Source organism: Vicinamibacterales bacterium (assembly GCA_041659285.1).
GTDB lineage: Bacteria > Acidobacteriota > Vicinamibacteria > Vicinamibacterales > UBA2999 > 12-FULL-67-14b.
On the sequence record JBAZYO010000010.1, the window covers coordinates 199924 to 212077 of the forward strand.

10 protein-coding genes are annotated in these 12154 nt (G+C 64.9%); 1 reads left to right on the forward strand and 9 read right to left on the reverse strand.

All coding sequences use genetic code 11. The annotated features are described in order from the left end of the window. Nucleotides 1–2610: a P1 family peptidase gene (locus WC815_17000; protein MFA5910484.1), complete on the forward strand. Its 2610-nt coding sequence runs from the start codon at nucleotides 1–3 to the stop codon at nucleotides 2608–2610. A 10-nt stretch (nucleotides 2611–2620) separates the two neighbouring features. Here WC815_17000 and WC815_17005 read toward each other — a convergent pair whose 3' ends face one another. From WC815_17005 to WC815_17045, 9 genes are all read right to left on the reverse strand, one after another. Next, entirely contained in the window at nucleotides 2621–5722 is a 3102-nt protein-coding gene (locus tag WC815_17005; GenBank protein MFA5910485.1) for a serine hydrolase, read from the reverse strand. A gap of 67 nt (nucleotides 5723–5789) precedes the next feature. Next, complete coding sequence (locus WC815_17010) at nucleotides 5790–6233, reverse strand: VOC family protein (GenBank protein ID MFA5910486.1); 444 nt, start codon at nucleotides 6231–6233, stop codon at nucleotides 5790–5792. A gap of 18 nt (nucleotides 6234–6251) precedes the next feature. Further along, nucleotides 6252–6557, reverse strand: coding sequence for a type II toxin-antitoxin system RelE/ParE family toxin (locus WC815_17015; GenBank protein MFA5910487.1), 306 nt, complete (start codon nucleotides 6555–6557; stop codon nucleotides 6252–6254). Next, the gene (locus tag WC815_17020) at nucleotides 6554–6736 is read right to left on the reverse strand and encodes a hypothetical protein (GenBank protein ID MFA5910488.1); all 183 of its coding nucleotides are present in this window, start codon (nucleotides 6734–6736) and stop codon (nucleotides 6554–6556) included. Before WC815_17020 ends, WC815_17015 begins: the two co-directional genes overlap by 4 nt. Nucleotides 6737–6893: 157 nt before the next feature. Further along, nucleotides 6894–7472: a hypothetical protein gene (locus tag WC815_17025; protein MFA5910489.1), complete on the reverse strand. Its 579-nt coding sequence runs from the start codon at nucleotides 7470–7472 to the stop codon at nucleotides 6894–6896. Between the two features lie 70 nt (nucleotides 7473–7542). Further along, on the reverse strand, nucleotides 7543–8172 hold the full coding sequence (locus WC815_17030; GenBank protein ID MFA5910490.1) for a dihydrofolate reductase family protein: 630 nt from the start codon (nucleotides 8170–8172) through the stop codon (nucleotides 7543–7545). A gap of 118 nt (nucleotides 8173–8290) precedes the next feature. Next, a complete protein-coding gene (locus tag WC815_17035) occupies nucleotides 8291–9853 on the reverse strand; it encodes an amidase (GenBank protein ID MFA5910491.1) in 1563 nt (520 codons plus the stop codon). Nucleotides 9854–10037: 184 nt separating this feature from the next. Then, nucleotides 10038–10823: a hypothetical protein gene (locus tag WC815_17040; protein MFA5910492.1), complete on the reverse strand. Its 786-nt coding sequence runs from the start codon at nucleotides 10821–10823 to the stop codon at nucleotides 10038–10040. Between the two features lie 268 nt (nucleotides 10824–11091). Beyond that, complete coding sequence (locus tag WC815_17045) at nucleotides 11092–11829, reverse strand: hypothetical protein (protein ID MFA5910493.1); 738 nt, start codon at nucleotides 11827–11829, stop codon at nucleotides 11092–11094. Nucleotides 11830–12154: the final 325 nt, after the last annotated feature.

Here is a 12154-nt window from a genome sequence, read left to right on the forward strand (position 1 = left end):
ATGGCGCGCCGCCTGTGGCGCGCCCTTCCTTTGTGCGTGCTCGCCGTGTGGCAGCCGATGCCGGCCGCGATCGCGCAGTCGGCCACGTCCTTCGTGATCGTGAACGCCAACGTCATTGACGGCACCGGCGCACCCTCACGACGGGCCGCGGTCCGCGTCGTCGATGGCCGCATTGCGGAAGTCGGCGACGTCCAGCCCGCCGGCCGCGACCGCGTCATTGACGCGCGCGGGCTGGTGCTCGCGCCCGGGTTCATCGACACCCACAACCACTCGACCGACGGACTGTTGACCGAGCCGCTGGCGGCGAGCCAGGTCTCGCAGGGCATTACCACCCTCGTCGTCGGGCAGGACGGCAGTTCGCCCTGGCCGATTGGCGACTACCTGGGCCGGCTGCGACGCGAGCCGGCGTCGGTCAACGTGCTCACGGCCGTGGGCCACGCCACCGTGCGACAACGCGTCATGGGTGATGACTTCAAGCGCGTCGCGCGCCCGGAGGAACTGGCGCGGATGGAGGCGCTCGTCGAGCAGGGCATGCGCGAGGGGGCCGTCGCCCTCTCCTCCGGCCTCGAGTACGAGGTCGGCAGCTACGCCGCCACCGCCGAAGTGGTGGCCCTCGCGCGGGTGGCGGGACGGCTCGGCGGCTTCTACATTTCGCACATCCGTGACGAGGCCGACAAGGCCTTCGACTCGATGCGGGAAGTGGTGACCATTGCCGAAGAGGCGAAGGTGGCCGTGCAGAACACGCACATCAAGCTCGGCACCGTGGGCGTGTGGGGGCAGGCCGGGGAGGCGCTGCGTCTGTTCGAGGCCGCGCGGGCCCGGGGCCTCGACGTCACCGCCGACGCCTATCCCTACAACGCCTGGTCGTCGACCATCACCGTGCTCATCCCCAGCAAGCGCTACGACGATCCCGCCGACGTCGCCAAGGGCCTGGCCGATGTCGGTGGCGCGGCCAACGTCCTCATCACGCGGCACGCCCCGCATCCCGAGTACGAGTTCAAGACGCTGGCCGCCGTGGCGAAGGACCAGGGCCTGACGCCGGTCGCGCTCTTCATCCAGATCGTGAAGGATGGCGGCGCCTCCGTCGTCTGCACCTCGATGATGGACGACGACATTCGCGCGTTCTATCGCTGGCCCTGGACCATGGTGTCGAGCGACGGCGGCATCGGCTTCCGTCATCCCCGCGGCGCCGGTTCGTTTCCCCGCGTGCTCGGGCGCTTCGTGCGCGAGCGCCAGTGGCTGACGCTGGAAGACGCCATCAGGAAGATGACCTCGCTCCCCGCGTCGCGCCTCAAGCTGAGCGACCGCGGCGTGGTCAAGCCCGGCGCGTGGGCCGACCTCGTACTGTTCGACCCGGCCACGGTGATCGACAACAGCACGTTCACCGAGCCGTTCAAGCTGGCCACGGGCATCCGCAACGTGTGGGTCAACGGCACGCTGGTGTGGGACGAGCCCCGCACGACGGGCGCCAGGCCCGGACAGGTGATCACGCTCGCGGGACGCCAGGACCCTGCGGGCCGGCCGCGCGCACGCGAGGTCGGCGTGCCGTTCGACGGCACCGCCGGTCCGCTCAACGCCATCACGGATGTCGCCGGGGTCGAGGTGGGCGTGGCGACGATCATCACGGGCGAGGGCGCGCTGGCGCGCGGGAAGGGGCCGGTCCGCACCGGTGTCACCGCGGTGTTGCCGCGCGGCCGATCCGGCGACAACGTGTTTGCCGGCTGGCACACGCTCAACGGTAACGGCGAGATGACCGGCACCACCTGGATCACCGAGGGCGGGTTTCTCGAAGGGCCGATCCTCATCACCAACACGCACAGCGTCGGCGTGGCGCGTGACACCGCGGTGGAGTGGATGGCGCGCTATTCGGACATCGTGCCGCTGCCGGTCGCGGCCGAGACCTACGACGGCACGCTCAACGACATCCTCGGTTTTCACGTGAAGCGCGAGCACGTGCTGGCCGCGCTCGATGGCGCCAGGTCCGGCGCGGTGCCCGAAGGCAACGTCGGCGGCGGCACCGGCATGATCGCGTTCGGCTTCAAGGGCGGCACCGGCAGCGCCTCGCGCGTGGTCACCGCCGGCGGCGCCGCCTACACCGTGGGCGCGCTGGTGCAGGCCAACTTCGGCCGGCGCCCGCAGTTGCTCGTCGCCGGCGTGCCGGTCGGGCAAGAGATTCCGGACCTGATGCCCGAGACCGGTCGCCCGCGCGCGGCCCAGGGCGAGGCTCCCGAGTCGGGCTCGATCATCGTCGTCATTGCCACCAGCGCGCCGCTGCTTCCGCACCAGCTACGGAGGCTGGCGCAGCGCGCGGGGCTGGGCGTCGCGCGCGTCGGCGGCAGCGGCGGGAACGGCTCAGGCGACATCTTCCTGGCGTTCTCAACGGCCAATCCCGGCACCTACGACAAACCGGCCACCGCGGCTGTGACGATGCTGTCGAACGACGCCATCGACCCGCTGTTCCAGGGAGCGATTCAGGCCACCGAGGAAGCAATCATCAATGCGGTCGTGGCGGCCGAGACGATGACGGGTCGCGACGGCAACCGCGTGCACGCCTTGCCGCACGACCGGTTACGTACTGCCCTACGGAAATACAACCGGCTCGCGCCGTAGCCAGTTACGATCATCGGCGTTCCGGCGGACGAATCGCCGAGGCGTCGACCGTCCCGCCGAAGTAGTCGGCGACGATGGCGGCGATGCGAGCCTCGGCCTCGTGAACCTCCTCGGTGGTGCCGCGATGGTGGCCGGCGAAGGCCACGAGCACGATCGGCGTCCCCTTCACCCAGAGGATGCCGGCATCGTTGGCCACCCACGGCTGCCCGTCACCGGTCTTGTGTGCCACCTCGACATCCGCGCCCAGGTAGCGCGGAAAGCGGTTGTTCACCTGCTGGCGCTTGAGGATTGACACCATGAGCGCGGAGGCATCCTTCGACACCAGCTCGCCCCTGGCCATCAGCGAGAACAGCCGCCCCGTTTCCCGCGCCGTGCTCCGGCCGAAGTAGAGGCCGGTGTCTTCGATGACCTTGCGAAACGCCTCGCCAACGGCGGCGTCGCCATACTTCGCAAACGGAAACTCGACCGTGCGATCGCCACCGGCGTCCCGATAGGTGGGATCCAACTGAGACAGCCAGCGTCGATCCCACTCGAGATCGGAGAACCGCAGCATGGTGTTGGGCAAACCCAGGCGCGCCATGAAGCGCGTCACTTCCTCCCGGCCCACCAGGTCGCCCAGCGCGTCGGTGGCTTCGTTGTCGCTGATGACGATCATCAACGTGAGAAGGTCCTTGACGGTCGGCTGGAGGCCGGCGTCGAGGGCGTAGAGCACGCCCGACGGGATCCGCCGCTGGTCGGCCGTCAGCGTGATGCGATCCGAGAGCGACAGCCGGCCCTCGCGCACGCGCTCGAGCACGGCCGCCATCAGCGGCACCTTGATCACGCTGAAGGTCTCGTAGGGCGAATCGGCATCGATGGCCACGCGCTCGCCGGTCGCGACGTTCTCGACGTACACCGCCATGCGGCCATCGACCTGGTCGCGCACCTGTCGCAGTCGGGATTCGAGAGACGTGGGAGCAGCGCCCGGCGGCAGGTCCGCGGCCGCGGCGTCGGCGAGCGCGGTGTTGCGCGCCAGCGCGTCGGCGACGAGCGAGAGCTGGGCGGCCGCGCGCGTCCAGTCACCCTGTTCGGCGGCTTCGGTGATGCCCGGCAGGGTCATGGCGGCATAGGTGTAGCGCGGTGCGTAGAGCAGGTGCTTGAACCACGAACGACCGGGAATCCCCTCCTCATGCAACCAGTTCTGCTCGAACTGCCGCAGGCTGCGGTTGACGCGGCCGGCCACTTCGCGGGTTGGCCCGCCAGACGCCAGGACCGACTCCAGGCGGAAGTTCAACTTCCGGCCCGATGCGCGAAGCGCCTTCACCCCAGTGACCAGTCGCGAGACCTCGAGGTGATCGCGCACGCCGGCGATCGCGTCGAGGTTGCGGACGAAATCTCGAATCGATGCGGCGTACGACTCCACATCCAACGGCAGCAGCTCCGCATTCGCCAGTCGCAACGCCATCGAGCCCCAGAGCTCGGTCATTAACTGGTGGTAGCGGTAACCGGGATCCCCGATCTGGTTGACCCAGTAGTGACTGTCGTAGGCGGAGTGGTATACGCCGTACGGGCCGTTGAACCCCATCTCGATCACCGGCAGGCCGACGTGATTGATGAACACCGTGTGATCCGACCCGCTGCCGATCTTCGTGACGGCCAGCGCCTGGTCCGGCAGCGTCCCCTCCTTCGGGCCGTCGCTCTCGCCTTCCGGGCGTCGCCACGCTTCGTAAAGCGAGATGCCGGACGGGTCGCGGAGCTCCTTGGTCAGGTCCACCACCATCGGCGCCAGCGACCCCACCGCCGACAGGTCGAGCCGCGGTCCGGACGCGGACGAATCGACGTTCAGGTAGGCGACCGCCTTCTGCTTGAGCTCGGCGGCAAACTGCTCGCCCCATTCGGTGGACCCGGTCAGCGTGACCTCCTCGCCGTCCCAGGCGCAGAACACCAGCGTCCGCTTGGGGCGGGTGCCTTCCTGTTTGAGCCGCCCCAACGCCTTGGTGAGCTCCATCATCGAGGCCGTGCCGCTCGAGGGATCGACGCCGCCAAATACCCAGGCGTCGTGGTGGTTGCCAAGCACCACCCACTCGTCGGGCAGCTCACTGCCGGTGATGCGTCCTTCCACCACGTAGTTCGGCTGCACGTCGGTGCGCATGTCGATCTGCAGGTGCATGCGCGCCACCTCGCCGCCGAGTCGATACTCGATCGGCAGGGCGCCCTTCCACTCGGCCGGCGCCGGCGGCCCGCCGAGCTTTTCAAGGATGGGCTGAATGTCGCGATACGACATCGGCAAGGCCATGATCTTCGGCACTGAGACCGCGTCGCCAACCGGGATGCGCCTGGCCCCGGGCGTGGACGCCCAGCCCGGCGTCAGCGGATCGCCGGGGACCATGTAGTCGTAGGCGATGCCACCTCGCTGCAGGTGGCTCGCCGGTCCCCATGGTCCCTTGGGAAACGCTTCGCCCTGGGTGTATCCGTCCTGTTGCGGGTCCGAGTAGACAATCATCGCGGCAGCGCCCTCCCGCTCGGCGGTGAGGGCCTTGAATCCGCGATAGCTGTAGGGGTTGGAATAACGGACGATGACGATCTTGCCCTTGGGATCGATGCCATTGCGGCGGAGTTCGTCGTAGTCGGCGGGATTCCCGCTGTTGGCGTAGACCACCGGCGCGGTGACGTCTCCGGACGCGGAGAACGACAGCCACGCGCCGCTGATGGCCTTCTGGGAAGAGTCCGGGTCTTCCTGGTAGGGATCCTCCCGCAGCGACGGCACGTACCGCACTGGCGCGATGAGTTCGGCGCGAACTTTCCTCGGATTGGACGACAGCACGTCGTACCTCCGGATCACGACATCGTCCAGCCCTTGCGCCTTCCACTGCGCCGCGATGTAGTTGGCGATCTCGCGGGTGCGTGGCGAGGTGGCCGGGTGCGGCTGCGCCGTGAAGTAGCGGTGCCACGCCTTGATTGACTCGGCCCGTGGCAACTCGCGCAGGCGACGCTCGGTCGCCCGCTGGGCCAGCGAGCCGTCCGGCGAAAAGCCCCGAATGGGCGGCGGCGCCGCGTTGTCTTGGGCACCTGGCGCCGCGACCAGGAGCACGGCGGCGACGAGCGAAGCGGCAAGCGGGCGACGGAGGGACATGTGGAAGCCTTTCAGGTGGATTGACTTCCCGGATTCTAGATCGCTCGCCGGCCGTGAACGTTCGGATTCAGCGGCGGGCCTGGATCGGAAGCGACGCCAGGCGAGGCCGTCTTTTCGCGGGAGGTGGCGCCGAGAGCGCACTCATTGTGACGTAGTATCCGTCCGGATCCCGGAGTGAGAACTCCCTTGTTCGAGTGTTCGGGTTCACGTGCGGTTCCTCTTCGAGCCGGGTGACGAGAGCGCGTGCTCGCTTGAGTGCCAGGTCGAAATCGTCGACGCGGAAGAACAAGAGGAGCCCGTTGCCAGGTGGCACCTCGTCCGGACTCATCAAGGAGGGATGCTCGTGCGCGCCCCACTGGTGGAGGCAGAGCAAGACCGTTCCATCCGTATCCAGGATCTGACCAAAGTGGTCATGGCCCGGAGGCGTCTCGGGCTGGCCAAAGATCGCCTGGTACCATTTGCAGCTGCCGGGGACGTCGCTGACGCCAATGATCGTCCAGATGCGTTTCATCGCATTTCCGCCGTCGGCCTAGACAGAATGACTGTCAGTTAGCGCGGAGAAATCGCGCGACCATCGAAACACCGTTGCGATCTCCACGGTAGTCGTTCGTCGTCGATACACGATGCGAAAGTTGCCGGAAATGACTTCTCTCAGATCGGGCGAGTGCCGCTCCGGCACCATACGTCCCGAATCAGGAAACTGTTGAAGGCGTTCGACCGCGGCAACCACACGACGGACGGTCAAGTCTGCCCAGGCCGGCGAGTCGGCCTCAATGAACGTGCGAATCTCTTCGAGATCCGCAACCGAGCGCGGAGACCAAGTGAGCTCGGTCACAGCCCGAGACGCTGCTTGACCTCGGTGTGGGGAATGCCTTCACCCCGGTCGAGCTGCGCCAGGCCTTCCTCGATCTTCGCCAGAAACACCAAGCGTTCAATGGCGTCATCGACGGAGGCTCCTTCGGGCAGTTCACGGATCGCCTCGATCATCCGCTCGCGCGTGATGCGGTGTGGCATAGGCCGATTCTACTCCTGTTGCCTATGGGTCCGGACTTAGCGAGTTGGCGCCTAACGGCTGCGAATGAGCCGCGCGCCTCTGTGACGCCATTCATAAGACAGTCAGCGCGCCGGATCCATTCGCGTGTTCGACGGCACCACTCACTCGTCCACTCTCCTACGACCCACCCAGATGAAGCGCCAGTCCGACGTTGAGCCGGTACAACGTTGTGCGATAGTCCGTGTCGAAGCGATTGTCATGCCTGAAGAGTAGGCGCAGGTCGCCTCCTAGCCGCGCCGCCACGCGTCGGGTGATGAAAAGGTCAACGCCGAGTCCCGGCTGTACCGAGAACGTCGGCGAACCCCATCCTCCAGTGTTGTCGAGCCGGCGCTCCCAGATGCCCAGGCGCGTGACACCTGCCAGCAGCTCAGCGTAGGGTTGAACCCGGCCCGTGAGCGGTGACGCGCGGGGCCCAGCCTGGATTGACTGATATCGAAAATCGTAGGTGCCGCCCTGCGAGGAGGAGTAGTCCTCGTGATGAACACTGAACGCGCCTTCGGCAGAAACGCACACCCAGCGGCGCACTCGGCGCGTTCCGGCGAGAGACACTCCTCCGAAGGTGTAATCCGATTCGGTATCGCGAAGGACCGTGTAGGTCATCGACACGCTGGCTTCTGAGCCTTGTCCGAAGGCCAGGTGCGGGTCGATGAGGAAGACCAGGGGAGCCAGGACCAACCAGCTGATTCGTGACCGCATGTCAACCCCTCACTCACACAAGAGTCTCCGGTCGCGAAGGCGGCGGCTGCAGCGGCTGTTAGGCCGCGCCTCAATGACGCACATAGCGCAAGTGTGTGGCGCTTGGACTATCAAGAACCTTGTCAATCCGAAACTGCGGCCCAGGCTCGCGTAGGTTCTCGAAGAGACGCCGCCCGCCGCCAAACAACACGGGTGCCAAGGCAATTTCCAGCTCGTCGACGACACCCAGGTTCAGGTATTGCTGGATTACATCCGCTCCACCCGCGATACGAATATCACGGCTGCCTGCGGATTCCCGAGCCAGCTCCAGGGCGCGCTCCGGCCCGCCATTGATGAAGTAAAAGGTCGTCCCACCGGGGCGCACCCAAGGTTCGCGTTTCTCATTGGTCAGAACGTACACCGGTGTGTGAAACGGAGCCTCCTCTGGCCAGGCGCGCTCGCCTTGGTCGAACATTCGCTTGCCCATAATGTTGGCACCGATGCGCTCTGAGGTGCTGCGAACCAGGTCATTGACCGGGCCGGTCTCTCCCCCTGGTCCGAACTTGAGGTTCTCGCGGAAGTACTGCTGATTGATGATCCAGGCCATCAGCGCACCCCACTTGGCACCCCAGTTCTTGTACCCGGGATTCTCCATGGTCATTCCTTCCGGTGCCATGTAGCCATCGAGGCTAAGTCCAATGTTGACGAATACCGTGCTCACGATTCTCCTCTCGCATCTTCGGATGTCGGCCTAACGCTGCAACTGAGCCGCGGCGCGCAAAGGGCACGCGCCGTCGGCTCCAGTTGAAGTTAGGCAGCGTCGTGGCATTCGTGGCCGGTCAAAGAGCGTCGACATTGGGATGACGGTCATGCCAGCCTGTCGCCTCCTCGTACGCACTGGCGATGCGACAAAGCAGGGGCTCACTGAGGCGGCGGCCGGCAAACTGAATGCTGTAGGGTAGTCCATCCCTTGAGAAGCCGGACGGAAGGCAAATCGCCGGAGTACCGGCCAGATCCATCGGCCCCGTGAAGTCCATCGCCCTCGGCGCGGCAGCGGACCACGCTGCATGGAGGGCGCCCAGGGGGCCGACCTGCGTCTCTCTGGCGATGCGCCAGGCGGGAGATCCGCCCGCTGGGCATGCCATGGCATCCACCGAGTCGAGCAGACTGGCGAACTGTGCAGTCAACGCCGCGCGCGCCCGCTTTGCCTGAGCAAGGTGTTCGCTCGTCTGGCGTGCGCCGCTGTCGAGGAATTCGCGAAGGTATGGACCGTACTCGCTCGCTCGCGACGGGTAGGTCGCATGGTGCGCCTGCACGATCTCCACGCCCGCAATCGTCTGCCAGACATCCAGCAGCGACGACAGGTCTGGCATGCGGACATCCACGATCTGCACGCCGAGCCCGGCCAGCACCTTCAGTACCTCCTCGAGTGCCGCGGCGTCGCCCCTGTTCACGCCCTCGAGGGCGTACTTGCGGTCGATGCCAATCCGCAGACCTCGAATGCTCTGTCCGAGCTCTCTGAACGCGTTCGGCGGCGGCGCATCGAGTGACGTGGGATCGCTGGGATCGTGCCCGGCAATGGCGTCGAACATGATGGCCACGTCGGCGACCGAGCGAGCCATCGGGCCGACGTGATCGAGGGACTCGGCGAATGGCAGCACCCCGTATCGACTGACACGCCCGTACGTCGGCTTGAGGCCGACGACACCGTTGGCTGACGACGGAAAGCGAATTGACCCACCAGTGTCGGTGCCAATCGCGGCAAAACACAGACCGGCCGCTGCGGCGACACCTGCCCCGCTCGAGGACAGGCCGGGCCAATAGTCCGTGTTCCAAGGGTTTCGAGGAACATCGAAGGCGGGGCTGTAACCGGCCGTCGCCCCTTCCGTGAGATTCAGCTTGCCGAGCAACACCGCACCCGCGGCGTGGAGCCTCGATACCACGGTGCCGTCGAAGTCCGGGACGAATGTCTTGTACACAGCCGATCCGCCCATGGTACGGACGCCCTTCGTGTAACAGAGATCCTTCACGGCGCTCGGCACTCCGTGCAGTGGCCCACGATACTTGCCAGCCTGTATCTCCTGCTCGGCAACGTGGGCGTCAGCCAGGGCCTGGTCACGCGTGACCGTCGCGTAACTCTTCAGGATGGGATCGAGTTTCGCGATGCGATCCAGCATGCGCTGGGCGAGATCCACAGGAGATTGTTCGCGCGCTGCAATGCGGCGGGCCACGTCGCGGAGGCTCATGTAGTGCAGGGCTTCGCCGCTGGCGCTGCCGACCACGGTGGCCTGAGACGAGCCTGCCCCTTTGCACGCGGCGAAGGGAACGACAACACTCGCGCCCAACAGCGCCAGTGCGCTGCGCCTGGATATCAAATGCTTACTCCCCGTGGTGACTCTCATTTCGCTCCTCGTCACTGACAGTCATCGCGGTCGGACCCTGGTCACGTGGGTGGCCATAAGCGATGCCACAAGAACCGCGAGTGTGGCGAAGCGGCCTAACGACGGGCATCAGCCGCGGCGCACTCGCTCGTCGGCGCTGTCGGCTGCATGCCATGTTAGGCCGTCGTCAAGTGAAAGCCAATGGCTATGACCACACCGACATTTCCAGCGTCGGCCCACGGGCAGCTATCGGCACCGTATCTAACCTGACGAGGTGCCCTGACTGCGTCGGAACGGCATTTGCTACATGATGCCTGGCCGTAACTGCGCCCGCGCGCACGAGGTCAGTGAACGTAACTCGTCGTGGAGCAGTTTCTCCTAAGAGGATGAGATCGTCGAGAAAGGCGTCTTGGAGACATCGAATCTGAGCGACGACGCCAGGGCCACTTGGGTCCATAAACCGGCAATTGATCCCGACGACACCGGCGGTGTTAGAACCGACGGGGCCACCGCTAGCGGCTCCGTGAATTTGAAACCCAACGTGCATGTACGGATATGGAACGAGCAGCTGGTCGCGAAAGTCGCCGATTTCCAGGACGCCGCCTGGATACAGGTCCGGACTAAATCGAAAGAGCTGCCCAGTCGCCGTGTGACCGATGGAGTGATTGGGAAACGCATAGGTGGCGACCGGTGCGCCGAGTGCAGGCATCTCCCATGAGAGCGGCCAGCTCCAATGGGACAGGGCGGCGCCGGTTGTCGTGTTAGTCGCTTGAGCGGCCGCACCTAAGGCGACATCCGCACCATCGCCGAGCCAGCACTGCATGATTGGACGGAGCAGGTACGACTCAGGCCCAAAGAGACCACTTTCGGACCACAGATGCATGATGGCGAGTGGTGCAATTTGCTGATCGCCATCGAGAATGTCGTCAATAACATGACGAGCCGTTACGAACAGCCCATCGCCACTGATGTAGAAACCCGTTCCGATCAAGCGCCACGCACGATGTGCGTCGTGAGTCAATAGCGGGAACGTGTGACCAACCGGATTCGGGAGGGGTCCGTGTGGCGCAGCGAAGTGCCATGAGCTGGGATCTGCTTCTCCGCCGAGGTTGGATAATGAATCGGACATACTGGGAGCTCAGTCCCTGGTCGTACAAAGCGTATGCGGCCTAACGCCTGCGGCTCACCCGCGGCGGCCGCCGCGCCGCCGATTCTACCCGGAATGATGTCTCTGCGGCAGCCGTCGGGTGCAGCCGCTGTTAGGCATCTCCAGTTCGCGGTTTCTGAGACTCGCGCCTCAATTCGACGAACTCTTCATCTGATAGTGGCCCGACTCTACCGAGGCGCTCGACAATTCGCTTCTTCGCGGTATCGATCTCATGCACGGCGTGAGCGCGATAGCAATGTGGAAACACGAACTCCCTGACGAACGGCAACTTCTCGGCATCGGATCGTACCCAGACCTCACCGGGGACATCGAAGACCAGATAGATGTCCTTGCGGTTTAGGACACCAAAGGTCTCCGAGACGGCCGCGACCAACTGGCTAACGACCCGAGGTGCGATTGCCTCGAAATCGTACCCCTCGTTGTAATGAATCGTTTGATGCCGAACGGGCCGGAGCTCCTCAAGTAGGTCTAAGGCCCGCTGCGGAATCAACTGCCAGCTGTGAATGACGTCAAGCATCCGGTCCCAATCGTTAAAGCTATTCTGTCGAGCGACCAGCTTGTACTTCGGATGTGACCGAAAGTGGGCGCGACATTGCAGAACTAAACGATTCAGGATTCTCTCGGCCAAGCAACAACTTGACACAACTGCCGGGTACCAGTCACCCATGCTGTAACAATTGATGATCTCCGCGATTTTGCCCGGGTACTCGTCGATCAGGCCAATTGGCGGATAGTCGATCCCCAGCCAGCGCTTGAACTTCTCGTCGAACCGACGTGACCCGAATTGCTCGCGAAGGGATGCTTGTTCGCTTTCGGCGTAGGGTTTCACAACCCCGGAGTCGCCGCGGAAGAAGTTGCGGCGCGTATCGATTGAAAAACCGGTGAGTCGATATCGGCGGTCCAGGCTTGGACATGCGAATACGAACGGTTCCTTCCCGCGGAGTTGGGGCTCGGAGAGGTCAACCGGGTGTTTACCTGCGCATGTCGGGCAAGTTATGGAACGATGTGGCACTGTTGGATGCCTAACACCTTGCCGCTCAACCGCGAGCGGGCGGTTTCAGCAATCTGTGGTGTCAGAACTCCCCGCCGCTCGTCGGTTGCAGCGGCTTGTTGGGCGGCGTGTTAGGCGACCCGTTTTGCACTGGCCCTTCGCC

Bases quoted from the DNA above. Each gene is read 5' to 3' on its own strand.
- WC815_17035 (MFA5910491.1), bottom strand. From the start codon at position 9,853: ATGAGAGTCACCACGGGGAGTAAGCATTTGATATCCAGGCGCAGCGCA.
- WC815_17025 (MFA5910489.1), bottom strand. From the start codon at position 7,472: ATGCGGTCACGAATCAGCTGGTTGGTCCTGGCTCCCCTGGTCTTCCTC.
- WC815_17010 (MFA5910486.1), bottom strand. From the start codon at position 6,233: ATGAAACGCATCTGGACGATCATTGGCGTCAGCGACGTCCCCGGCAGC.
- WC815_17000 (MFA5910484.1), top strand. From the start codon at position 1: ATGGCGCGCCGCCTGTGGCGCGCCCTTCCTTTGTGCGTGCTCGCCGTG.
- WC815_17005 (MFA5910485.1), bottom strand. From the start codon at position 5,722: ATGTCCCTCCGTCGCCCGCTTGCCGCTTCGCTCGTCGCCGCCGTGCTC.
- WC815_17020 (MFA5910488.1), bottom strand. From the start codon at position 6,736: ATGCCACACCGCATCACGCGCGAGCGGATGATCGAGGCGATCCGTGAA.